Source organism: Guyparkeria hydrothermalis, assembly GCF_023555385.1.
GTDB classification, from domain to species: Bacteria; Pseudomonadota; Gammaproteobacteria; order Halothiobacillales; family Halothiobacillaceae; genus Guyparkeria; species Guyparkeria hydrothermalis_A.
Window position 1 is genome coordinate 340,060 of record NZ_JAJSED010000001.1, and the last position, 24,653, is coordinate 364,712.

Genomic DNA, 24,653 nt, shown 5'->3' on the forward strand with positions numbered 1-24,653 from the left:
CGTATCCGAGATGAAACTGTTGGCATTGGTGCTGGTGATCGCCTTCGACCGCTTCCTGGAGTTCTTCCAGCAATGGCGCGCGGACTGTTGGCCCCATCGCGTCACCACCGAGATCTTCGAGACGCTTTCCGGGATGGTGGGATCGACAGCGGCCCGCCTGCTGGTGTGGCTGCTCGTGCCCGCGGTACTGTTTGTCTGGCTGGGGTTTGGCAGTGACGGCATCATCGGCTGGCTGGTTGCCGTGCTGGTTCTGCTGCTCGTGATCACGCCGCGCAATACCTCGGAAATCAATCGCCAACTCCTTGATGCCGCCGCCCAGGAAGACCGGGAAACCGTGGAATCAGCACGGCGCGTGCTGTTTCAGGGCACATCGATCGATCCGGCCAAGGCCACCACGCGACAGACCGGCGAGCGCATTATCGTGCTGGCCTTCAGCGAGTGGTTCCTGGTGCTGTTCTGGTTCGTGCTGGCTGGACCGGCCGGGGCGCTCTTATATCGCCTCACCGAGTGGCTCGCCGAGATTCCCGACCCGGAAGAGCAGGAAATGTCCCGCTTGCGGAGCTGGCAACGTCGGCTGCACGCGATTCTGGTCGTGCCGGCTGCGCCGGTGTACACGGTGCTCATGTTGCTGGCCGGATCGTTTCAACGTGGGTTGAATGTCTGGCGCGGTGATGAGGCGTTGGGGCGTGAACACGGTGCGATCGACCCTTGGGAGGCGGCGTCCATCGGCCTGATCGCGCGGGTGGGGCACGCGGTGATCGACGTCGAGCGTGCCGACGAGTGTCTCGACGAAGCCGCCTGCCTGGCCGATCAGCGTATCTGGTACCGGGCCGCGCATGCGATCGTCCTGCGGGCACTGTTGTTCGGCCTCGCGCTGGTCGCGATCCTCACGATGATCGGCTGGATTCCTTGAGCCATACTCGACCGGCCAGAACACGTTTCGTGACAATCAACAAGGAGACGACAGGGATGAAAGGACAACAACTGATCGGTATCGGGTTGCTGGTGCTGGGGCTGCTTCTGCTGTATTTCGGCTACGAATCCTCGCAGGGACTTGATGACCAGCTCTCCAAGGAGTTCACGGGGGAATACACCGAGAACACGATGCTCTATATGATCGGTGGGGGCGTCAGCGCTGTCGTCGGGCTGGTGATGTTGGTGGCGGGCAAGAAGTGATCCCCGGCTGAGGTCGCACCGTCGGTGGCCGCTCACCGCATCCGGATCGACTGTTAGAATCCCGCCTCGAATTCGATCCGCGAGTTGCCATGACCCCCCAGACCACCCGACTCGACCTCATCCGCCACGGCGAGCCCGTGGGCGGCCGCCGCTTTCGCGGCGACGCCGTGGACGACCCTCTGAGTGATATCGGTTGGCAGCAGCTCGAGCGGCGCCTGCGGTTGCTCGAGGAGCAGGGCCTGGCCGACTGGGACGTGATTGCCACCTCGCCGATGGCACGGTGCCGTACGTTCGCCGCCGAGGTGGCCGACCGGCGAGGGCTAGAGCTGGTCGTCGACCCCGACCTGCGTGAGATCGGCTTTGGCCCTTGGGAGGGGCTGCGTCACGCGGAGATCCCCGAGCGTTATCCGGAACAGCACGCCGCTTTCCTGGCGGACCCCGTCTACGGTCGGCCGCCGGGGAGCGAGCCGATGGACGCGTTCTTCGACCGCGTCATCCAAGGGCTGGAGCGACTGGAACGTAACCACGCCGGGCAGTCGGTGCTGCTGCTGTCGCATGCCATCGTGATGCGCGCGGCTGCCGCCTGGGTGATGGGCGCACCGATGGCCGCCGTGGCCCGCGTCGAGACCGAATACGCTGCCTTTCTCTCGATTCGTCACAACGCTCGTGGTCGTCGTCTGCTCGCGCTGGACAACGGCCTGCCGGGCGAGGGCGCCTGATGGCGGACACGACGCGCCCCGAAATCGATCTTTACGTCCTCGGTCTGCAGCCACGCGACGCCCGACCGGATAATGGCAGCGGTTTTTCCACGCCCACCTGGACCTGGCCCGATGTCGAAGGGAGCACCGAACGGCCGTTGGCCCGGCTGCTGGCCGGGCGCCATATGGGCCCGGTTGCCGGCCAGCCGCGGGAGGCGGACTGTCATGACGATGATCCGGATCGACAGGCTCTGACCGTACTCGAGGCGCAGCCCCCGGCCGAGGTCGATGCCCTGAGCCGTGCCTTGGGCGACTGGCGCCTCGGCGGCGGAACACGCAACGGCTTTGCCGAGCACGTCCGCCAATGGCGGGAAGACGGCTTTGCGAGAGTGCTGTGTTTCGACCCCGTCCACCTCAAGGCCGAGACCGATCACGCGATCACGCTCGGACCGCGTTTTCTGGGACTGACCACCGAGGAACTGGATGATCTGCTCGGCGAGCTGAATGCCTGGCTGGCGCACGACGGCATGCGGGTCGACCGCATCGGCCGGCAGTTGTATTTGCTAGCGCGAGTCAGCGAAGCCGGTGTCGGCCCCGCAAACGTCGGCCTCAGTCGGTCTGGCGCACCGCTCGCCTGCCTGCTCAACCGCAATGCCGGCGTGTTTCTCGACGAGCATCACAGTGAGCCGCTCCTGCGGCAGTGGTTGACCGAGGTGCAGATGTGGCTCTACCCGCAGTCGCTCAACGACGAGCGGGCCGCTCACGGGCAGCCGACTCTCAACAGCTTCTGGCCGCACGGCATGACCGAGCTCACGGATTGCCCGGCTTACGAAGAGTCTGAGGCCGCGCTGATCATCAGTGATTCGCCTGCAGTGCTCGCCCGCCACGACTCGCTTGCTTTCGGGGAGGCACCCGTCGAGCTCGTGCGAGAAGCGCTCGCCGCTGGCCGACAGCCGCGCGTGGTGTTGACCGAGGCCGCCTGGTGTCGACTGGAAGGGGACCTGGGCGGCTTTCAACGCGAACTGGTCCGCATCGATGAGTGGCTTTCGGCGCTGCAGGAATGCGCACCGGAGCTTTCCGTCTCCCTACGGGACGGTCAGGGCGGTGAATGGCGGCGCGAGGGTCTTCTGGGGCGCCTGTGGCAACGCATGGCATCCAGTTGGCGTCGGCACTCATGACGATTGCCAACCTTGATCAGAGCCGCCGGCAGCTGGGCCTCGCCAGCATCCGCCGTCGGGCGGCACCCGAGCCTCCAGTCGGGCTGGCGCACCTGAACCCGAGACTGGCGCGTGTGCTCGCCGCTCGAGGGGTAAGCGATCCCTCACAGCTCGATCACGAGCTTGCCGCGATCCTGCCGCCGACCGGCATGCCCGATCTCGAACGGGCGGCCGAACTCGTCGCCGATGCGATCGAGGCGGGGGATGAGATCGTCGTGATTGGGGACTTCGACGCGGACGGGGCGACTGCCACGGCCTTGTGCCTTCGGGCGTTGAGAGCCATGGGGGCGACTCGTGTCGATTTCCGCATTCCGGACCGGCAACGCCACGGCTACGGACTGAGCCCGGCACTGGTGGCGGAACTGGAACGCGTCCCGGGGCTTGTGCTGACCGTGGATAACGGTGTTTCGGCCCACTCCGGTGTCGCTGCCGCGAAGGCACTCGGCTGCCGGGTGGTTGTTACCGATCATCACCTGCCGGGTGACACGCTTCCGGATGCCGAAGCCATAGTCAATCCCAACCGAACCGAGGCGACATTCGGGTCACGGGCGTTGGCCGGGGTGGGCGTCGCGTTCTACCTGCTCGCTGCCGTGCGAGCCGAGCTCGATCGCCGAGGCCAATTTGCCGATCGAGGCCGTCCCAATCTTGCCAACTGGCTTGATCTGGTGGCTCTGGGCACCGTTGCCGACGTGGTGGAGCTGGACGACAACAACCGGCGCCTGGTTGCCCAGGGGCTCGCCCGCATCCGCGCCCAGCAGTGCGCTCCGGGAATTCTGGCGCTGTTTGCCGAGTCGGGGCGTGACCCGCGCGAAGCCCAGTCCCGAGATCTCGGCTTTGCCATCGGACCCCGCCTCAATGCCGCCGGCCGGCTGGAGAACATGCGCCTTGGCGTGGAGTGCCTGCTGGCGGATGACCCCGCCGAGGCACGCCGGTTGGCCGCAGAACTCGACCGCATCAACCGTGAACGCCGTTCGGTCGAGCGCGACATGCTGGATACGGTGGCAATGGATCTAGAGCGTGCGCTGGGCGGGCAGGGCGATGTGCCGCCGGAGCAGGCGGCAGAGTGGGTACGCTACGATCCGGGTTTCCATCCGGGTGTGATCGGGATCGTGGCCGGCCGACTGAAGACCCGCTGGGCGCGTCCGGTGTTCGTCTTTGCTCCGGCCGAGGTCGGGGTCGACAACGGCCTTCTCAAAGGCTCGGGGCGTTCGATTCCCGGCATTCACCTGCGCGACCTGCTGGTGGAGATCGATGCGCGACACCCCGGTCTGATCGAGGGCTTCGGCGGCCATGCCATGGCGGCGGGGCTGTCGCTGGGCACCGGCCGGCTCGAGGCGTTCCGCCACGCATTCGCCGATGCCGTCGCGCGTTTCGATGAACGCCTGCCCGAAGGTCGCGAAGTGCTGACCGACGGGCCGCTTGCCACCGAGGACTTTCACCTCGACTTCGTCTCCCTGCTTGACCGACACGGCCCGTGGGGAACGGGTTTCCCCGAGCCTCTGTTCGACAACGTCTTCGACGTGCTCGAGAAAACTGCGCTCAAGGACGGCAAGCACTGGCGCCTCGTCGTGCGGCCGGTGGATGCCGCGGACCGCCGGTCGATGGATGCTATCTGGTTCCATGCCCCCGACGCGCTGCCGCCCGGCCGGCGCTGGCAGATTGCTTACCGCCCCGTTATCGACACCTTTCGAGGACAGCGACGCCTGAAGCTGTTCGTCGAGACGGCGTTGCCGGTGACGTAACCGACTGACCCTCGGGGAAGTGTGGGGCTGTGCGACCTGAGGCCTTGTCAGTTGGGGCGTCGACGGGAGGCGGGAAATCGCTATGTGTCGCCCGATAAGTACTACCTTTGCGATACAATCAAACGCCAATTACTCAGAGCGCAACGGGAAACGGATTCATGTGCGGAATCGTCGCAGCGGTCGCAGAGCGGCAGGTCGGTCCGATCCTTCTTGAAGGATTGCGGCGGCTGGAATATCGCGGCTACGACTCGGCCGGTCTGGCACTCCTGGACGAGGAGCGTGGCCTTGCCTCCGTGCGCGCGGTCGGAAAGGTCGCCGCTCTGGCGGACAAGCTGGATGCGGCACCGATCTCTGGGCAACTGGGCATCGCGCATACCCGTTGGGCGACTCACGGGGTCCCGGTCGAACGCAATGCGCACCCCCATCTCGCCCCGAGCCTTGAACAGGGACGCGTTGCGGTGGTGCACAACGGCATCATCGAGAATTTCAGTGCCCTGAAGGATGAGTTGGCGAACGCGGGCTGCGCCTTTGCCTCGGATACCGATACCGAGGTCATCGCTCACCTCATTGATCGGGAGCTGCAGAAGGGGCGGTCCCCTGACGAAGCCTTCGGGATGGCAGTGGATCGACTCGAGGGTGCATTCGCCCTTGCCGTAATCATTGTCGATGCCCCGGAAACATTGTTTGTCGCACGACAGGGCAGTCCGCTGGTGATTGGGGTTGGCATCGGTGAGCACTTTGCCGCCTCGGACGCCCTGGCATTGCTGCCGGTCACCCAATCGTTCATCTACCTGGAGGAGGGTGATCGGGCGGTGATCACTCGGGATTCGCTCGCGATAACTGACGTGTCAGGAAAGACCGCGGAGCGCCCCGTTCGCCAGTCCGCACAGCGAGCGGAAAGTGCCGACCGAGGACGGTTCCGCCACTTCATGCTCAAGGAAATCCACGAGCAGCCCCAGGCGATCGCCGACACCCTCGAGGCGCGGATCGCGCACGGACATATTCTGCCGGCGGCGTTCGGCGTTGGCGCGGACGAGATCTTTGCCGCCGTCGAGCGGGTGCAGATCATCGCTTGCGGCACCAGCTATCACGCCGGGCTGGTAGCGCGATACTGGTTCGAGGACATCCTGAGACTCCCCTGCGAGGTGGAGGTGGCCTCGGAGTTTCACTACCGCCATCCGGTGGTCAGCCCGAATACCCTGATCGTTGCGTTATCTCAGTCCGGGGAGACGGCCGATACGTTGGCCGCGATCCGTATGCTCAAGCGCGAGAATCCCGCCCGACCAGTGCTCGCGATCTGTAATGCCCCGGAGTCCTCTCTGGTGCGTGAGTCCGACCTCGTGCTGATGACCCGGGCCGGCCCCGAGATCTCCGTGGCGTCGACCAAGGCATTCTCCACGCAGTTGGTCTCGCTGGCCTTGCTGTTGCTCGCGGTGGGACGCGCCAGCGGCCGCATGGACGAGGACGAGGAACAGCGCATCGTCGCCGGTCTGGAGAAGGTGCCCGGCCGCATCCAGAACGCACTGGATCATGGAGACGGAGTGCGTGATCTGGCTCAGCTTCTGGTGGAGAAGGAGCATGCCCTGTTCCTTGGCCGCGGGCCGATGTACCCCATCGCGATGGAAGGTGCGCTCAAGCTCAAGGAAATCAGCTACATCCACGCCGAGGCTTACCCGGCTGGCGAGCTCAAGCATGGACCGTTGGCACTAATCGACGAGACCATGCCCGTGATCACCATCGCTCCGCAGAACGAATTGCTGGATAAGCTCAAATCCAACATCGCCGAGGTCAGCGCCCGCGGTGCAGAGTTGTTCGTGTTTGCTGACGAGCGAGCCGGTCTGCAATCGGCAGATTTCACACACGTGCTGCCGGTCACCTCAAATGTGGGGCGCATCAGTGCGCCAATCATCTTCAATATCCCGCTGCAGCTGTTGGCCTATCACGTGGCCGTACTCAAGGGCACGGACGTGGACCAGCCACGCAACCTGGCCAAGTCGGTCACGGTGGAATAGAACTCAACGATCAAGCAAGAGATACCCTGGATGAACGAAATCCGGCATAGCGAGCCCGCAGCATTCAACCCGCCACGGTTTAATGATGAGATTGACCTAATCGACCTGGCCATCGCGCTCTGGCGGCGGAAATGGGTGGTGATTGTCGTGATGGTATTCATCACGGCCCTGACTGCGCTCTATGCCTTTGGACGCGGAGAAGTGGCAGTGCCCACGTCATACGCTTCGATCTACAACTTGCCCAAGGTTTCCGTCGATAGTGGCGATGAAAAGCCGGTCATCGCACCAAGTGCGGTGATGGAGTTGAGTCAGCGGGTCTTCGTACCGCAGGCATTGGCGCGAGATCGGGAGGCGAATGCGGAGAAGGATGCCGAGAAGCTCGAAGTGGATCTCGAACAGCCGAAAGGCACGGCACTGATCGTCGTTGAGACAGAGGCCAACCAGGCGCAGGCCGAGCGCGTTAACGCACTGCATCAGTCCATCATGGGTCGGATCGAGAAGCTGGTCGAGTCGGAAGTGGATGACCTGCGAGTAAGGCTCGATCAGCGAGTCGAGATGCTGCAGACCCGTTTGGCAAACGCCGAGTCACTGGCCGACTCCTTGGCACAGACCGAAGGTGACCTCGCTGATATCTCATCGGAAATTGCTGAAGTGAAGACCGACTTGCTGCTGGCCGAACTGCAAAAAGCCTCCCTCAGTACCGGTCGCTTGGTGGAACTGGGGCAACAGCGTGAAATGGAAAAAGGGCTGTCGAGTGCGCTGATGCTCGCCCTTGGCGTCACCCTCGGCCTGTTCGCCGGCCTGTTCGCTGCTCTGATGGTTGGATTTGTCTCTGCTGCCCGCGAACGCTTGCACGAAACCGAATCCTTGGAAGACTGATCTGGAAATGACGACACCTACGTTCATCACGCCCCAAGAGACCCGCATCGCCATGATCGGTTTGGGCTATGTCGGTCTGCCGCTGGCGGTGGCTTTTGGTCGCGTCCAGCCGGTAGTGGGCTTCGACATCAATGCCAAGCGTATCGCCGAGTTGAAAGAGGGCACCGATCACACCCGTGAGGTTGAGCCAGACGAACTGGCTGAGGCAACACAACTTTCGTATACCGATCGGGTCAAGGATATCGCTGACTGCAATGTCTATATCGTCACCGTTCCTACGCCGATTGACCGTTACAAGCGACCGGACCTGAGCCCTCTCATTTCGGCATCGAGAACCGTCGGGCAGGTGCTCAAGAAGGGTGACGTGGTCATCTACGAGTCCACCGTTTACCCCGGCGCGACGGAAGACGATTGCGTGCCGATGCTAGAAGCTACAAGCGGGCTGGTCTTTAACCGAGACTTCTTCGCCGGCTACAGCCCGGAGCGCATCAACCCTGGGGATAAAGAACACCGGGTTGCCGACATCATGAAGGTGACGTCCGGCTCCACACCCGAAGCCGCCGCGTTCATCGATGGCCTCTATCGCCGCGTCATCAAGGCCGGCACTCACCTGGCACCTGCCATGCGCGTTGCCGAGGCTGCGAAGGTGATCGAGAACACCCAGCGTGACGTGAATATCGCCTTGGTCAACGAACTGGCCATGTTGTTCAACAAGATGGGCGTGGATACTCAGGCCGTCCTCGAGGCCGCCGCCACCAAGTGGAACTTTTTGCCCTTCAAGCCAGGGCTTGTGGGCGGGCACTGCATCGGTGTCGACCCGTACTACCTCACTCAAAAGGCCCAGGAAATCGGCTATCACCCCGAGATGATCCTCGCCGGCCGGCGCACCAACGACGGCATGGGCGAATACGTCGCCGCCCAGATCGTGCAGTTGATGACCAAGCATCGGGTACAGGTGGTCGACTCCAAGGTGCTTATCCTCGGTCTGACCTTCAAGGAAAATTGCCCGGACCTGCGCAACACGCGCGTGGTGGACGTGGTCCATCACCTCGAGCAGTACAACGTCGACGTGCACATCCACGACCCCTGGGCCGATGCCGATGCTGCGCGCGAGGAATACGGCCTCGAACTCGATCCCGCCCCGGCGCCGGGCACCTTCGATGCCGTTGTTCTTGCCGTCGCCCACGACGACTTCCGTCAACTGGGCGCCGACGGAATCCGCGCCCTGACCCAGGACAACGGCATCGTCTACGACATCAAGCACTTGTTGGGGCGAGACGAAGTTGACGGGCGGCTGTAATTTCGTTTCGAGCGGCGAGTCATACTCGCCGATTGCGGAATACAACGCCGCAGTCCCATACCCTGTCATTCCCGCGAATCCGGGAACCGATGGTGTTTTCAGGCGGCGCTGTGCGTAGATTCCCGCTTTCGCGAGAATGACGGCAGAAGAACGAAGTCGAAGCGCCGGGGGCACTGCAAGACGGCATTCGGAACGACGACCTAGTGGCAAACAATTTATTACCTGCGGCCACATGCCTGCATCGACAAAGACAACGCGGCGTTAAATGACCCAACGCACCACCAAAACCAAAATCGCCATCGCTGGCACCGGCTACGTCGGCCTCTCCAACGCCGTACTGCTCGCCCAGCACAACCAGGTCACGGCGCTGGATATCGTTTCGGAGAAGGTCGGGGCCATTAATGCTCGGCGCTCGCCCATCGTCGATTCGGACATCGAGGACTTTCTCGCCAACCGCGAGTTAGACCTCACCGCCACGCTGGACAAGCAGGCGGCTTACGAAGACGCCGATTTCGTCGTCATCGCCACACCGACGGACTACGACCCCGAGACCAATTACTTCAACACCACTTCGGTTGAGGCCGTGATCCGCGACGTCATGGCCATCAACCCGCACGCGGTCATGGTGATCAAGTCCACCGTGTCGGTGGGCTACACCCGCGAGATCAAGGCGCGGATGGAAACAGACAACATCCTCTTCTCGCCGGAATTCTTGCGCGAAGGCAGGGCGTTGCACGACAACCTCTATCCCTCGCGGATCATAGTCGGCGAGCATTCCGACCGCGCCGAACGATTTGCCGGCCTGCTGGTCCAGGGCGCGGCCACCGAGGATGTGCCGGTGCTTTATACCCAGCCCACCGAAGCCGAGGCGATCAAGCTGTTTGCTAACACGTATCTCGCCATGCGGGTGGCCTACTTCAACGAGCTGGACACCTACGCGGAGACCCATGGCTTGGACACGCGCCAGATCATCGACGGCGTCTGCCTCGACCCGCGCATCGGCAGCCACTACAACAATCCGTCCTTCGGCTACGGCGGCTACTGCCTGCCCAAGGACACCAAGCAGCTGCTGGCCAACTACGACGAGGTGCCCAACAACCTCATTGGCGCCATCGTGGATGCCAACCGCACCCGCAAGGACTTCATCGCCGACTCGATTATCAAGCGCAACCCGAAAGTCGTCGGCATCTACCGCCTAGTGATGAAAAACGGGTCCGACAACTTCCGCGCCTCGGCCATCCAGGGCGTGATGAAACGCATCAAGGCCAAGGGCATCGAGGTGGTCGTCCACGAGCCGGTGCTGGAAGAAGACACCTTCTACAACTCACGCGTCATCCGCGATCTCGACGAGTTCAAGCGGACCTGCGACGTCATCGTCGCCAACCGTCCCTCGGGGGCACTCGAGGATGTCATGGACAAGGTGTATACGCGGGATCTGTTTGGGGCAGATTGAAGATCTAGGGCGTTTAAACATCCCGCCGGAAGTGACGCATGCTACTCATAACACTTGTTAGAAATTGAATAACTAATGGCAATGAAAATATTGGTAACCGGTGGTGCCGGCTTTATCGGCTCGGCCGTCATACGTCATATCATCGCTAACACCACCGACGAGGTGGTGAACGTCGACAAGCTCACCTACGCGGGCAACCTCGAATCGCTGGCGTCGGTAGCCGGCGATCCCCGCTATCATTTCGAACAGGTGGACATTGTCGATCGTGACGCGTTGGTACGGGTGTTCGCCGAGCACCAGCCCGACGCGGTCATGCACCTGGCCGCGGAAAGCCACGTCGACCGCTCCATTGACGGCCCGGCGGCTTTTATCGAGACCAACATCGTCGGCACTTACACCTTGCTCGAGGTGGCACGGGCCTACTGGAACGAGCTGGATCGCGCGGGCCGTGCCCGCTTTCGTTTCCACCACGTCTCCACGGACGAGGTCTACGGCGACTTGGAAGGGCCGGAAGGCCTGTTCCGGGAAGACACCGCCTACGCGCCGAGCTCGCCTTACTCGGCCAGCAAGGCCAGCTCCGACCACTTGGTGCGCGCGTGGCAGCGCACTTACGGCCTGCCGACGCTGGTGACCAACTGTTCAAACAACTACGGGCCGTACCACTTTCCGGAAAAGCTCATCCCGCTGATGATCCTCAATGCCCTGGAAGGCAAGCCGCTGCCGGTTTACGGCAAGGGCGAGCAGATACGTGACTGGCTCTACGTGGAAGACCACGCCCGCGCACTCCATAAGGTGATCACGGCGGGTGAAGTAGGGGAGACCTACAACATCGGTGGTCACAACGAGAAGCGAAATATCGACGTCGTTCAGAAGATCTGTGTGCTGATCGATGAGTTACGCCCCGACTCATCCACCTTCCGGCAGCCGGCTTCGAGCCTGATCACCTTCGTCGCCGACCGCCCCGGTCACGATCTTCGCTACGCCATTGATGCCGGCAAGATAGAGCGCGAGCTCGGCTGGCGCCCTGATGAAACCTTCGAGACCGGTATTCGCAAGACCGTGGCCTGGTATCTCGACAATCTCGACTGGTGCCGCCGTGTGCAGGACGGCAGCTACCAGCGCGAACGATTGGGAGTGAACGCATGAAGACGCTGCTGTTTGGCGCGTCGGGACAGGTGGGGCGCGAGCTTTCTCGCACGTTGTTGCCCCATGGCCCGCTGGTCTCAAAGAACAGTGAAGCCGTGGATCTGGCACAACAAGGTTCGGTCACCGAATGTCTCGAGGCAGTGCGTCCCAAGGTCATCGTGAACGCTGCCGCCTACACAGCCGTTGACAAAGCCGAGTCGGACGAGGAACGGGCTCGGTCGATCAACGCGGCGGCCGTCCGTGAGATGGCCGAGTACGCAGCGCGAAACGATGCGCTGCTGATCCACTACTCGACCGACTACGTGTTCGACGGAGACAAGGACGGGGCGTACCTGCCCGACGACACACCGAATCCCGCGAGCGTCTACGGCCAAACCAAGCTGGAGGGAGAAGAGGCGATCCGGGAGAGCGGCTGCGACCACCTAATCTTTCGAACCAGTTGGGTGTATTCCGCGAATGGGCACAACTTCATCAAGACCATGCTGCGCCTGGCCGAAGAGCGTGACGAGCTGAAGGTGGTGACCGACCAGATCGGCGCGCCAACCTCGGCGGAGCTGATCGCCGACGTCACCTCGCTCGCCCTGGCAGGCTACCGCCACGGTCATCTACCGGTCGGCACCTACCACCTGACCGCCAACGGGGCGACTAGTTGGCACGGATTGGCATCCAGGGCTGTCGACCGGGCAATTGCCAACGGCCGTGAGCTCAGGCTGCGCGGCGGTGACATCCAGGCGATCGGCACGGCGGACTTCCCGACCCCGGCGACCCGGCCGGCGAACTCGCGCATGGACTCGAGCAGTCTTGAAGAGGCACTGTTGCTCGAGTTGCCCGACTGGACCATTCACGTCGACCGCATGGTGGACCAGGTGACGGGTAACAAGTGACAGGTGACAGAATGTTGCGTCACCCGTCACCCGTCACCCGTCACCCGTCACCCACAACGGGAGTCATCGCTCATGGAAGAGCAGGCCGGTATTATCCGTGGCCATCGTGACCTCGAGGCATGGTAAGTAGCCATGCAGCTGGCACTCAACGTATATGAGGCAACCCGAGACTTTCCAGCTGAAGAGCGATTCGGCCTCGTGTCACAAATGCGCCGGGCCGCTGTCTCCATACCGTCCAACATTGCGGAGGGAGCGGGGCGGGATGGCCGAAAAGAGTTTGCACATTTTCTCGGTATGGCACGTGGCTCACTGAGCGAACTCGAGACACAGTGCATGCTCGCTTATCGCTTGGGATTTCTGAGAGATCAGCAACTGGTCTCGGAACAAATTTCTCGCACGTTCCGCCTGATCGGCGGCCTGCAAAACAAACTACGAAACGACCAAAAACAGAAAGCATGAATCAACCCGTCACTAGTCACTCGTCACCTGTCACCCGCAAAGGGATCATCCTCGCGGGCGGCTCCGGCACCCGGCTGCACCCGGCAACGCTGTCGGTCAGCAAGCAGCTGCTACCCGTTTACGACAAGCCGATGATCTACTACCCGCTCACCACGCTCATGCTGGCGGGCATTCGTGACATCCTCATCATCTCCACGCCGCAGGACACGCCGCGCTTCGAGCAACTGCTCGGAAGCGGCGAGCGGTGGGGGCTGAACCTGCAATATGCCGTTCAGCCCTCACCGGATGGCCTTGCGCAGGCCTTCGTCATCGGCGAGAACTTCATTGGCAACGATCCTTGCGCGCTCGTGCTGGGTGACAACATCTTCTACGGTCATCACTTCGATGCATTGCTGGGCAATGCCACGACCCGCGAAGACGGCGCCTCGGTATTTGCCTACCACGTCCACGATCCGGAGCGCTACGGCGTGGCCGAGTTCGATGCGGACGGCAAGGTGCTCTCTCTCGAAGAGAAGCCTCAGGAGCCGAGGTCGAATTACGCGGTGACCGGGCTGTACTTCTACGACAACGACGTGGTCGAGATGGCCAAGGGCCTCAAGCCCTCCGCCCGAGGGGAGCTGGAGATCACCGACATTAATTGCCGCTACATGGAGGCCGGAAAGCTTAATGTCGAGATCATGGGAAGGGGGTACGCTTGGCTCGATACCGGCACGCACGACTCGTTGCTCGACGCCAGCCAATTCATTGCCACGCTCGAGCAACGACAGGGCCTTAAGGTGGCTTGCCCGGAAGAGATCGCCTACCGCCGGGGCTGGATCACAGCCGGGCAATTGGAAGACTTGGCCCAGCCCCTGATGAAGAATGGCTACGGCCAATATCTCACGCGCGTTCTCGAAGAGAGGGTCTTTTGAACATGAAAGCTATCCCGCTTGCGATCCCCGAGGTACTGCTCATTGAGCCTCGTGTATTTGGAGACGAGCGTGGCTTCTTCTACGAGAGCTACAACCAGAAGGCGTTCGATGCCGCCGTCGGCTATCCGGTCACCTTCGTGCAGGACAACCACAGCCGTTCGGTGAAGGGCACCCTGCGCGGGCTGCACTACCAGTTGCCCCCGCACGCCCAGGGCAAGCTGGTACGCGTGACGGCAGGCGAGGTCTTCGACGTGGCCGTGGATATCCGCGAGGGTTCGCCCACCTTCGGCCAGTGGGTCGGTGAAACGCTGTCCGCGGAAAACAAGCGCCAGCTCTGGATCCCTCCCGGCTTCGCGCACGGCTTCCTGGTGACCAGCGACGTCGCCGAGTTCCAGTACAAGTGCACCGATTTCTATGCCCCCGACTGCGAAGCCTGCATCCGCTGGGACGATCCGACTCTGGATATTCATTGGGGCGTAGACAATCCCTCCCCGCTGCTTTCCGAGAAAGACCGGCAAGGGAAAACCCTGCATCAGGCACAGGCAGAAACGGGACGGAACGATTGAATGATACCGGTCACGAAACCCTATCTCCCCAGCCGGGAAAGGCTCGACCACTACCTGGATGGGATCTACGAACGCGAGTGGCTCACCAATAACGGCCAGCTGGTGCAGGAGCTCACCCGGCGTCTGGAAGAGTACCTGGGCGTGGAAAACCTACTATTGGTTGCCAACGGAACCCTGGCCCTGCAGATCGCCTACCGGGCGCTCGGCGTGAGCGACGCCCAGCCTGACCGGCGTCCGCAAGCCATCACCACACCCTTCACCTTCGTGGCCACGGCCAGTTCCCTGAAGTGGGATGGAGTCGAACCCTTATTCGCCGATATCGATCCGCACACCTGGTGCTTGGACCCGCGCAACGTCGAGGCCGCCATCACGCCCGACACCCGTGCCATTGTGCCGGTGCACGTGTTCGGCAACGCCTGCGACGTTGGGGCCATCGATACCATCGCCCGAAAGCACAACCTCAAGGTTATATACGATGCCTCCCATGCGTTCGGCGTGAAATACCAGGGGGACAGCCTGCTCAGGCACGGCGATGCCGCCACACTCAGCTTTCATGCGACCAAGCTGTTCCACACCGGTGAGGGTGGCGCGATCGTCTTTAAGCGCAAGGGAGACCTCGAACGAGCCAAGAAGATGATCAACTTCGGCATTACGGGACCCGAGACCATCGAGGAGCTTGGCATCAACGCTAAGATGAACGAGTTCCAGGCGGCGATGGGGCTCTGCGTGCTGGACGAGATGGAAGAAAACCTGAAAGCACGAGCCGAGGTCTGGCACCGGTATGAGCAGGCGCTGGCCACCACCCTGCAACTGCAGGCCCAACCCGAGGCGCTTGATTACAACTACGCCTATTTCCCTGTGGTTTTTGAAAGCGAAGAGCAGGCCCTGCGTGTGGCCACCACGCTCAAGGAAAATGGTGTGCTGGCAAGGCGGTATTTTTACCCATCACTCGAATCGGTAGCGTGTTTGGGGATTAACGGTGGCCAGCCCATATCCAAAGATATTGCCAGCAGAATACTGTGCTTGCCAATCTTTGATCAGCTCGCCCAGCGCGAACAGAATAATATTATTAATCTGATCGAAACGGAGCTTGTGGCATGAGGCTGGCGGTCATGCAGCCCTACCTGTTTCCATACATCGGCTATTTTCAGCTCATTTATTCGGCAGATCTGTTTCTGATTTACGATGATGTTTCCTATATCAAGCAAGGATATATAAATCGGAATTCCATACTGTCGCCGAACGGACCCGTGCGGATTACTATTCCGGTGCCGGGAGCTTCATCTAACAAGCTCATATCGGAACTGCAGTTCTCCGTAGACGTAGTGAAGGTGCTCAAGACCATCGAGCAAAGTTATTGCAAGGCCCCTTATTTTGATGCTGTCTTTCCTATGATCCGGAAACTTTTGGAACAGGGAGACCGCTCAATCGCCTCACTTTGCTTGAACAGTTATCAAGTCATTTTTTCGTATCTTGGTATCAATCAGCAGTTCAAGAAGACGAGCGAACTTGACTACGACCGTACCTTATCAGCACAAGATCGTTTGATCGCGTTTTGCCATAAATTTGGTGCTGATTGCTATATTAACGCGCCCGGGGGAAGGTCGCTTTACTCTGAGAGCGACTTTGCAGAGCAAGGTGTGGATCTAAAGTTTGTTGATTCATTGCCGGTGGAATACCCGCAGGGTAATCATAAGTTTGTGGCAAATCTTTCAATCATCGATATGTTGATGAATTGTTCGCCTAAGGAATCAATAAATCTGCTGAAGCAGTATGAACTTAGTTAACGTTGCGATAAGCGATAAAGAAATCAAGTGGGAAGCCTTGTGACGAAAATTCAACCAGAGATCTCGATTGGTGGATACCAAGCGCTGGAGCTTCCGTTATTTAAAGCGAACCTTAATCATTTAACGGTGAAGACAAACTCGGCCAGATCCGCCCTCAAAATCGCACTGAAAGCCGTTAGCGTTCAAAAAATCTGGCTGCCATTCTACACCTGTGATGCGGTAGTCGAGGCGGTTAAGGATTTGGGTATTGAGTTGGAGTATTATCGAGTCAATTCAACCTTTGACGTAGACGCCTCCCTGAGCTTGGGCGAGGGAGAGTTTATATTGGTAATTGATTACTTTGGCATGTCGAGCGATTCGGTGCATCGAAGTCTTCGCAGGTTTGGGCACGCCAATACGATAGTAGATTGCTCTCAAGCTTATTTCTCTGAGCATACTAATGCTTTGGCTACAGTCTGGTCACCCCGAAAGTTCTTTGGCCTCCCGGACGGCGGATTATTGTACTCGGACGATCCCCGCATCAAACAACCAAAGGATCGAGACACAACCTCGACAACCCGAATGGGCCATCTTATCAGCCGGCTCACCAATAGTCCGGAGATGGCCTATCAGCAATATAAGGAAGCCGAGCAGGCAATCGGCGCGTCGCCCGTTCTGGGGATGTCCAAATTAACCGAGCGGCTTTTACATTCCGTAGATCGCGAGGCTGCCAAAGCGGCAAGAAATATGAATGCACGCTACCTGCATGAGCAGCTACGAGAATATAACCAGTTAAATCTGGACTTCGGCACTGATCCAGCGCCGCTTTGCTACCCGCTCCTTCCGAATGTAAAGACGGCCAGCAGGGCAGACTTGATTAAAAATCGAGTATTTGTGCCCAGCTACTGGCCCGAAGTGTTAACGCGGGTAGAGGAAGGAAGCTTTGAATGGAACCTGGTCAATAACGGGCTGTTCCTTCCCTGCGACCAGCGTTACACAAAAAAGGACATGGACAGGCTCGTCGGCCTGTTGGGGATCCAGTAAAAGGTTTTGACATATGGCTGCTCCTGAAAACCGGACTAAAAAATACGCTCGCGTATCCGAGCTGGAAGCGTTGTTGAAAGAGCTTAATGGCAAGCTGGCTGGTGCGAACGAAAAGTACCTTGAAGATTGCTCGGAACGATTTCCAAAAATTTTTCTCATGGGGGCTCACCGTTCTGGCAGCACGCTGTTCATGCAATGGCTCGCCGACTCCGGCCTGGTCGCCTATCCAACCAACATGCTATCCCGCTTCTTCGGAGCACCGCTGGTAGGCGCGAAAATTCAACAGCTATTGACCGATCCCCGCTACAACTTCCGTAACGAAATTTTGGACTTCAACTCCGAAATCAACTTCAGCTCCGACAACGGCAAGACCCGGGGTGCTCTGGCTCCCAACGAGTTCTGGTACTTCTGGCGGCGCTTCTTGCCGTTCGACAAACTCGACTACCTGCCACCAGTGGAACTCCGGGAGAAGGCGGACCTCATCGGATTACGGGATGAGCTTAATGCGTTGACGAACATCTTCGGCAAGCCGTTCGCCATGAAAGCCATGATCATGAACCAGAATATCCCCGAACTGGCCGAGCAGTTCGACAAGGCCCTGTTCATCTGGATTCGGCGAGATCCGGTCTTCAACATCCAGTCCGCCTTGGAAGCCCGCAAACGACAATACGGGGATATCCATACTTGGTACTCCTTCAAGATCAAGGAATACCCCGAGCTCAAGGAGCTCGACCCACTGCAATCCGTGGCCGGCCAGATTGCTTCCATCAACGAATCCGTAGACCAGGGGCTTGCCGGTCTGCCGGACCAGAAGAAGCTGGTCATTCAATACGAAGACTTCTGTCAGCGCCCAGAACATTACTTTGAGGAAATCAAGGACAGGCTTTTAGCACAGGATGGTATCGGTGACGGAGAGTCGCTCGGCTATACCGGGGAGACGAGTTTTCACAGTACGAATTCCTGGCGGTTGGACGAATATCGCCAAGAGGACGCCGTGAGAGCCTATGCATCGATTCGCGACAGTCGGGACTAGTTCACGCCAGATGTTCGGCAAGTACGGCGATATGTCCACTGATAAACGATCGAAGGCACACACCTACGTGTGGCCCGGATTCATGCACACCGTAACTTTCCGCGGATTATTCGCGTTTTTCCCCCCCTATGAAGGGCTCGCTTGGGAGGACCGCATGTGAGTACGTGCGCTGATCAATGAGGTCGATGAACCGAAAGATTGGGGTTGGGGTTCTGTGGAATCTGGTAGGTCTATTCCTCACACGCGGTGCAAATACCGTGTTCATGTTGATCCTTGCCCAGTTCCTGGCGCCCGAGGCATTTGGTCTCGTGGCGATGGCTGCTGTCGTATTTGAGTTGGGGAACGCCTTTGTTAACTCGGGACTGGGTCAGGCATTGATTCGTAGCAAGACAGTCTCAGACCTGGATCTCAACACAGTCTTCTACAGCAATCTGCTGCTCAGTGCGGTTGCATACTCCGTTTTGTTTGCCGGGGCACCTTTCGTAGCTGATTTCTACAGCCAGCCCGAACTTACTGCTCTTGTGCAGATGATGGGGCTTGTGGTGTTGATCAATGCGGCCAAGATTGTGCAGACGGCCGTTTTCAGCCGAGAGATGGACTTCAAGTCTCAAATGAAGGCAAACGCGTTAGGCGCTGCGATATCTGGTGTCTTGGCGGTGGTAGCCGCGTGGTATGGCTGGGGCGTGTGGAGCTTGGCAGTGCAAATGTTGAGTGCGGCGACCGTTTCCGCGCTAGTGCTGTGGCTGATCAGCCATTGGCGTCCGTCGTTCCAGTTCAGCGGTGAGTCCTTTGGGCGACTGTTTCGCTTCGGTAGGCATCTGCTAGCAGAGGGATTGCTTGATATCGCCTACCAAAACTCGTATGTGCTGGTGGTTGGTAGGTTTTTTAGTGCGGAAGCCACTGGTCTCTATTTTATTGCTAAAAAGTTCAATGATCTACTATCTCAGCAACTAACAAATGCTATTCAGCAGTCTACGTTTCCGGCTCTGTCCACACTTCAAGACGATAATGGCCATTTGAGACACAAATACCGGCAGATTATGCAGGTTTCGGTATTTATAATTGCGCCCGTTATGGCGATTATTGCGGGATTGGCGACACCTCTGTTTCGTTTGTTATTTGATGAAAGCTGGCAGGGCGCATCGTTCTATTTACAACTTTTCTGTGCGGTGGGTGTGCTTTATCCTCTTCATGCGTTAAATATTAATTTGCTAAACGTTAAGGGCAGGTCTGATCTTGTTTTACGTGTCGGTGTGTTAAAGAAATCAATTAACGCCGCGCTCCTGATTGCATCGATTCCTTTTGGTGTGGTTGGGATCATCATGAGCCAGATCATCGGTTCGCTCTTAGCATTGGTTCCAAATGCATACTATTCAGCTCATTTGGTGGGTTACCCCCTGTTAGCGCAACTTATTGACGTGTCTAAGCCGATTTTCGCGGCATCCGTAGCCGGCATGGTCGCCTGGTTGGTGTCTGGGTCAATTAGCCATGAACTGTTGTCAGTGTTGTGTGGCGGGTTAGCAGGCACTTTGGCGTATTTAGTGATGAGTGGCTTCATTCGGGCGGAGGGCTTTGTATTGTTGTTTCGAAAGGCCAAGAAGGTTTTCGGAGGGCGTCGCCGTAACGACGATTGAGCGATTGGAATAATTTATCTTAAGAATTTAGGGATTTGACATGATGCTTACACGACCAAGTGAACCGAAATCTCAGGCTGAAATTATGTCAACCTGGGGGGCGGACAGTGATCAGGTTGTGGTCAGCATCAGCTGTGCAACATATAATCACGAACAGTATATCGGGGATGCATTAAATGGTTTTCTAAACCAAAAGACGGACTTCCCGTTCGAAGTTATTGTATATGATGATTGTTCGAGTGATCGAACTGCCGAAATCATTAAACGTTATTGGGGCAAGTATCCCCAAATAATAAAGCCCATTTTCGCGACTGAGAATCAGTATTCGCAGGGAGTGAGAGTTAATCCTGAAATCATCTTCCCTCATGCTAAAGGTCGATATATCGCTTTGTGCGAGGGTGATGATTTTTGGATCGATGACGTAAAGTTGCAACGTCAAAAAGATTTTTTGGATGCTAATCCAGAATATGTTGTATGCTACACTGACATACAGTCTTTCGACGAGAACGGGTTGGTTGATAAGGATTTTGGTGGTGCAAGGAGGGACGTCACTAAAAAAGACCTTCAGTGCGGTGTATCGCTGTTCACCCTAACCACATGTTTTAGGAATATATTAGGGGAATGGCCGCGGGAGTTATGTAATGTTAAGTACGGTGACATTGCAATCTGGAGTCAGTTGGGCGATTATGGAAAAGGCGCCTATCTTAGGGATGTTAGGCCGTCCTTTTATCGCGTACATAATGGTGGCGTGCATTCGATGACAAGTCGGATCGTTCAAAATAGAATGAGGCTTGAAACCATGATGTCATTGTATTCTTTTAGGATAAAAAAGGGTGATTTTACGCTGGCAGAGAAAAATCTTGAAGATGTTGTGATGTTGGCGCTAAAAGGTCTAGGCTGGCGTTTGGTTTCAGTTCTCGTAAAAAGGTTGTTTTTAGCGTCGACTAGGCGTTTTGTAAGGATGGTAAGGAGAGGTTAATGACTCTGGTTTAGTTGAGGAGACCGAGTTCTCGCTGGTCTCCCCGGTGTTCGATTCCAAACTTCGAGGGTCGTCGGCGTGTTTCCCCCGTTTGGATAGGATTTAGCACATGAAAGGATTCTGGGTCGCATTGATTAGTGTGGTCCGTGAGTGGATGCATGATGCTGTAATAATGCCTCGGGTCGTGATTGTGTCGGGAATGTTTTAGGGGCCCATGAGTCGGAGAAAATTGTAGCATGTCCTCAATTTTTAATGCAGAACGAAGTGCGCAGCATGTGGTCTGAACCAAAAAGCCACGGGGCGAGAGCTCGTAGGCTTGCTCTTTTCTTAACGTTATTCGGTTTCATTGTTCCGGTCCAGCTGAATCTGTTTTCGCACACGTTTAAGATCACCCTTGTCTGTGCGGCGGTTTTGTCGGTGTATTTTGTGCTTAAGGTGATTAAGTCAGCGAGCATAGATAAAGGGGTATACGTGGCGGTTATTTATCTGCTTTTTCTCCTTCTGTTCTCTCTTCACGTGCTTTATAGAAACAACTTGTTGGATTATAGCTATCAAAAGGAGGTTTTTTTTGCCATTTTGCAGATATTTTCCGCATATGTGCTGGTTTATTTTTTTACTTACTCTACAAAGAGAGCTTTGTCGAGAATTTGCTGAGCCAGATGGCCTTGGTCGGCGCGCTGAACGCAGTTGTCATGCTGATTGTGTTTCTGAGGCCCGAGGTTTCACAGTCTCTTTACGAAATTGTTTTGATCGATGAAAAGTATGAGCACTCCATCGAGATGGGTATGAGGAATCCCGGGCTGTTTTATACTGGGTTTTCCATTTTGTCGCTCGTTTATTCGTTGTTGTTCATTATTCAGCTTGCTCTGATCGTCAACTGGCGGGACAGAGTGAGGCTGTTTGATTTGCTTGTGCTCGTGTTGCTTTTTATGGGAATGTTTTTCTCCGGACGTGCGGGTTTCGTGGTGGCCTTGTTTGGGGTTGTTTTGTTTCTCCTCCTGTATTTCGTACACGGCCAGGCGGTCCAATTTGTTCGTTCGGTGCGGGTCGGCTTTTATTTCCTTTTTCTGGGTTTTGGTTTCTCTCTGGTTCTCTCCTTGTCTGGGTACGCGTACTATCTTGATTGGTTTTTCGAGTTATTCATCAATTTTTATGAGGAAGGCAGGCTAGCCTCTAAAACTACAGATACCTTGCTGTCACAGCATTATTTCTTGCCCGGCTCCGCGTCTGGTGTTCTGTTTGGTGTAGCAAATTTTGGTAGACAGTATGGACTTGAATATATACCGTCGGACGTTGGGTACGTTTTGTTTATCCATGGCTTGGGCGTTGTGGGCCTCGTGTTCTCGTTTGGATTCTTTTTGCTGCTGTCGTTTTTGGTGTTTAGTAAAGGCGCTTGCCTAACAATGAGGTGGCTATTTCTATTCGTGGTTCTTGGGATATTAATTGGCTCTTTTAAAGACTATTATTTTTTGAGCCATATGGGTTATACGCAAATTTTGTTTTTACTTTTTTTTGCGGCTAGATTTATTGGTGAGAGAGCGGGTGGTACTATGAAAATCACAGGTCCACGTGGTGCGTTATAAGGCTGTGCACATGGAGGCTTCGTAATTTTCAATGGAAATGAGTTAAGGCGGGGAGGGCGTCTTGCCCCCCCCCCCCCTGCTACGGTTGTTGTTCTGTCTATGATGATTATCTTGTGTGTATTTACGGTGATATGATAAAAAATGATTGATGTCGTGATCGTCAACTGGAATTCCGGGTTGCAGTTAATGCAGTGCTTGAGGTCTGTTCTGGGCTGTGGTGGCAACCAGGTGGCTCGTGTGATTGTCGTGGACAATAACTCGGCAGACGGATCTGCTGCTGAGGTTGATGGTATTCCTGGAGTTGAAGTGTTTTTTTTGGAAGCCAATGTTGGCTTTGGCGCAGCTTGCAATAAAGGGGCTCAACTGTGCAGTGCGCCTTATCTATTGTTTTTAAATCCGGATACCGTGGTTGAGCCCGATTCATTTTCAGTTGCTTTAAATTTTATGAATGGATCCGAAAATGAGTCGGTGGGCGTTTGCGGGATTCAGCTGGTCGATGAAAACGCAATGGTTGCCCGGACCTGTGCGCGATACCCAAATCTACTGCGATTTTTTTCGTCGGCCACTGGTATAGAGAAAATTCGCGCGTTCAGATGGTCCGGCGTGATTATGCACGATTGGGACCACCAGAGCACACGGCAGGTGGACCATGTGATCGGTGCGTTTTATTTGATCCGGAGAAATGTTTTTGAAGACCTTAAAGGGTTTGACGAACGGTTTTTCGTTTATCTAGAGGATCTCGATTTGTCGTATCGAGTTCACGACGCGGGCTGGGATATTTGGTACCTCGCTAATGCGCGCGCCTTCCACGCCGGAGGTGGTACGTCTCGGCAGATCAAAGCCAAACGGCTTTTCTACTCACTGCGCAGTCGGTTGTTGTACGGCTTCAAATATTTTCCGCGCTGGCAAGCCTGGGCGCTGGTTGGGGTGACGGTGGTATTCGAGCCGATCAGCCGCGTTGTTTGGTGTGTGGCCCGGGGAGATGTCGCGGGTATCCGACAAACTGGTGCAGCCTATAGAATGCTCTGGCGGGGCATGGGTCGAATCGTCCGTGGTGAGGGAAGATTTGAGCCATGAAGGTGTTGCTTCTGTCTCGTTACGGGCCGATGGGCGCCAGTTCCCGTGTGCGTTATCTCCAGTATTTGCCGTATCTACGCTCGCACGGGATGGATGTGTCGGTCGTGCCGCTGTTTTCCGATGCGTATTTGCGTTCTCTGTATGAAGGGAGGGCGCGTTGGCGAGATGTGATTGCCGGCTATATGCGGCGGGTGAGGGCGTTGTTGCAAGCCCGGCGGTTCGACGCGGTGATCATCGAGAAGGAGCTTTTTCCCTTTCTTCCGGCGTTTGCGGAACGTCTGCTTCGCGCAGCCGGCGTGCCCTATGTCGTCGACTACGACGATGCGCTGTTTCATCGCTACGACCTTCATTCGAGTAAATTGGTGCGCGGCGTGCTGGGTCGAAAGATCGATGTGGTGATGCGTGACGCTGCCGTCGTAGTGGCGGGTAATGACTACCTGGCCGATCGCGCCCGCGGTGCGGGGGCGAGTAGTGTCGAGCTGATTCCCACTGTAGTCGACACGGAGCGATATCAGCCGCGCCAAACGCCTCCAAACGAGACACCGGTGATCGGTTGGATTGGCACGCCGAAGACCAGTCGGTATCTCCAACCCCTGTTGCCGGTATTCGAAGCGCTGCAAGCCAGGATGCCGGTGCGCGTGGTTGCGGTGGGCGCGCGTCCCGAAGACTTCGCCGGAACCCCCGTCGAAACACGTCCGTGGTCGGAGGAGACCGAGGTACAGTCCATCCAGCAGTTCGACATCGGCATCATGCCGCTCACCGATTCATCTTGGGAGCGGGGTAAGTGTGGGTACAAGCTCATCCAGTACATGGCTTGTGGCGTACCGGTCGTCGCGTCGCCGGTGGGTGTCAACTCCGTAATCGTCAAACCGGGTGAGAACGGTCTGCTGGCGTGCGACGACGAGTGGGAGAAACAACTGACGACTCTGATTCAGGATGCAGAATTGCGCCGATCTTTTGGTTCGCGTGGGCGAAAGGATGTGGAGGATTGGTATTCGTTGGAGGTACAGGCGCCGCGATTGCTGGAAGTTCTCTCATCGACACGCCCGAGTAAGCCAGATAGTCAGAAAGCTTTGAAGAACGATTGATGGGGC

The 24,653-nt window shown here is 57.5% G+C and carries 23 protein-coding genes; all 23 read left to right on the forward strand.

Translation table 11 applies throughout. The features are described 5' to 3' along the window. Positions 1 to 10: 10 nt before the first annotated feature. The 23 genes from ampE (at position 11) to LV476_RS01810 (ending at position 24,647) form a co-directional block, all read left to right on the forward strand. A complete protein-coding gene (gene ampE / locus LV476_RS01700; RefSeq protein ID WP_284047393.1) occupies positions 11 to 913 on the forward strand; it encodes a regulatory signaling modulator protein AmpE in 903 nt (300 codons plus the stop codon). Positions 914 to 969: 56 nt separating this feature from the next. Further along, the gene (locus tag LV476_RS01705; RefSeq protein ID WP_250072649.1) at positions 970 to 1,176 is read left to right on the forward strand and encodes a DUF3185 family protein; all 207 of its coding nucleotides are present in this window, start codon (positions 970 to 972) and stop codon (positions 1,174 to 1,176) included. Positions 1,177 to 1,265: 89 nt separating this feature from the next. Continuing rightward, positions 1,266 to 1,895, forward strand: a complete 630-nt coding sequence (locus LV476_RS01710) for a histidine phosphatase family protein (RefSeq protein WP_250072651.1) — start codon at positions 1,266 to 1,268, stop codon at positions 1,893 to 1,895. Continuing rightward, positions 1,895 to 3,052 (forward strand): hypothetical protein, encoded by a 1,158-nt coding sequence (locus tag LV476_RS01715; RefSeq protein WP_250072653.1) that lies wholly within the window; start codon positions 1,895 to 1,897, stop codon positions 3,050 to 3,052. The genes LV476_RS01710 and LV476_RS01715 overlap by 1 nt, the downstream gene beginning before the upstream one ends. Next, a complete protein-coding gene (gene recJ, locus LV476_RS01720; protein WP_250072654.1) occupies positions 3,049 to 4,833 on the forward strand; it encodes a single-stranded-DNA-specific exonuclease RecJ in 1,785 nt (594 codons plus the stop codon). The genes LV476_RS01715 and recJ overlap by 4 nt, the downstream gene beginning before the upstream one ends. 158 nt (positions 4,834 to 4,991) lie before the next feature. Continuing rightward, positions 4,992 to 6,845, forward strand: coding sequence for a glutamine--fructose-6-phosphate transaminase (isomerizing) (gene glmS, locus LV476_RS01725; protein WP_250072656.1), 1,854 nt, complete (start codon positions 4,992 to 4,994; stop codon positions 6,843 to 6,845). 30 nt (positions 6,846 to 6,875) lie between these two features. Beyond that, positions 6,876 to 7,724 carry a Wzz/FepE/Etk N-terminal domain-containing protein gene (locus tag LV476_RS01730; RefSeq protein ID WP_250072664.1) on the forward strand — a complete coding sequence of 283 codons (849 nt, stop codon included), beginning with the start codon at positions 6,876 to 6,878 and terminating at the stop codon, positions 7,722 to 7,724. A gap of 7 nt (positions 7,725 to 7,731) precedes the next feature. After that, on the forward strand, positions 7,732 to 9,024 hold the full coding sequence (gene tviB / locus LV476_RS01735) for a Vi polysaccharide biosynthesis UDP-N-acetylglucosamine C-6 dehydrogenase TviB (RefSeq protein ID WP_250072665.1): 1,293 nt from the start codon (positions 7,732 to 7,734) through the stop codon (positions 9,022 to 9,024). Between the two features lie 265 nt (positions 9,025 to 9,289). Beyond that, a complete protein-coding gene (locus LV476_RS01740) occupies positions 9,290 to 10,477 on the forward strand; it encodes a nucleotide sugar dehydrogenase (RefSeq protein ID WP_250072667.1) in 1,188 nt (395 codons plus the stop codon). 81 nt (positions 10,478 to 10,558) lie between these two features. Then, a complete protein-coding gene (gene rfbB, locus LV476_RS01745) occupies positions 10,559 to 11,623 on the forward strand; it encodes a dTDP-glucose 4,6-dehydratase (protein ID WP_250072672.1) in 1,065 nt (354 codons plus the stop codon). Then, complete coding sequence (gene rfbD, locus LV476_RS01750; RefSeq protein ID WP_250072673.1) at positions 11,620 to 12,507, forward strand: dTDP-4-dehydrorhamnose reductase; 888 nt, start codon at positions 11,620 to 11,622, stop codon at positions 12,505 to 12,507. The genes rfbB and rfbD overlap by 4 nt, the downstream gene beginning before the upstream one ends. Before the next feature lie 132 nt (positions 12,508 to 12,639). Next, the gene (locus tag LV476_RS01755; RefSeq protein WP_250072674.1) at positions 12,640 to 12,966 is read left to right on the forward strand and encodes a four helix bundle protein; all 327 of its coding nucleotides are present in this window, start codon (positions 12,640 to 12,642) and stop codon (positions 12,964 to 12,966) included. Further along, positions 12,963 to 13,877, forward strand: a complete 915-nt coding sequence (rfbA, locus tag LV476_RS01760) for a glucose-1-phosphate thymidylyltransferase RfbA (RefSeq protein WP_250072675.1) — start codon at positions 12,963 to 12,965, stop codon at positions 13,875 to 13,877. Before LV476_RS01755 ends, rfbA begins: the two co-directional genes overlap by 4 nt. A gap of 2 nt (positions 13,878 to 13,879) precedes the next feature. After that, entirely contained in the window at positions 13,880 to 14,443 is a 564-nt protein-coding gene (gene rfbC / locus LV476_RS01765; protein ID WP_250072676.1) for a dTDP-4-dehydrorhamnose 3,5-epimerase, read from the forward strand. Next, a complete protein-coding gene (locus LV476_RS01770; protein WP_250072683.1) occupies positions 14,444 to 15,544 on the forward strand; it encodes a DegT/DnrJ/EryC1/StrS family aminotransferase in 1,101 nt (366 codons plus the stop codon). It begins immediately after the preceding gene. Next, positions 15,541 to 16,230, forward strand: coding sequence for a WbqC family protein (locus LV476_RS01775; protein WP_250072684.1), 690 nt, complete (start codon positions 15,541 to 15,543; stop codon positions 16,228 to 16,230). Before LV476_RS01770 ends, LV476_RS01775 begins: the two co-directional genes overlap by 4 nt. A 39-nt stretch (positions 16,231 to 16,269) precedes the next feature. After that, positions 16,270 to 17,253, forward strand: a complete 984-nt coding sequence (locus LV476_RS01780) for a hypothetical protein (protein WP_250072685.1) — start codon at positions 16,270 to 16,272, stop codon at positions 17,251 to 17,253. Positions 17,254 to 17,266: 13 nt separating this feature from the next. Then, on the forward strand, positions 17,267 to 18,286 hold the full coding sequence (locus tag LV476_RS01785) for a sulfotransferase (protein WP_250072686.1): 1,020 nt from the start codon (positions 17,267 to 17,269) through the stop codon (positions 18,284 to 18,286). A gap of 185 nt (positions 18,287 to 18,471) precedes the next feature. Beyond that, positions 18,472 to 19,920: a lipopolysaccharide biosynthesis protein gene (locus LV476_RS01790; RefSeq protein ID WP_250072687.1), complete on the forward strand. Its 1,449-nt coding sequence runs from the start codon at positions 18,472 to 18,474 to the stop codon at positions 19,918 to 19,920. Positions 19,921 to 19,960: 40 nt separating this feature from the next. Then, a complete protein-coding gene (locus LV476_RS01795) occupies positions 19,961 to 20,899 on the forward strand; it encodes a glycosyltransferase (protein WP_250072689.1) in 939 nt (312 codons plus the stop codon). Between the two features lie 647 nt (positions 20,900 to 21,546). Beyond that, positions 21,547 to 22,482 (forward strand): hypothetical protein, encoded by a 936-nt coding sequence (locus tag LV476_RS01800; protein ID WP_250072690.1) that lies wholly within the window; start codon positions 21,547 to 21,549, stop codon positions 22,480 to 22,482. Between the two features lie 141 nt (positions 22,483 to 22,623). Further along, complete coding sequence (locus LV476_RS01805; RefSeq protein WP_250072692.1) at positions 22,624 to 23,559, forward strand: glycosyltransferase family 2 protein; 936 nt, start codon at positions 22,624 to 22,626, stop codon at positions 23,557 to 23,559. Beyond that, positions 23,556 to 24,647 (forward strand): glycosyltransferase family 4 protein, encoded by a 1,092-nt coding sequence (locus LV476_RS01810; RefSeq protein WP_250072694.1) that lies wholly within the window; start codon positions 23,556 to 23,558, stop codon positions 24,645 to 24,647. Before LV476_RS01805 ends, LV476_RS01810 begins: the two co-directional genes overlap by 4 nt. The last annotated feature ends 6 nt before the right edge of the window (positions 24,648 to 24,653 follow it).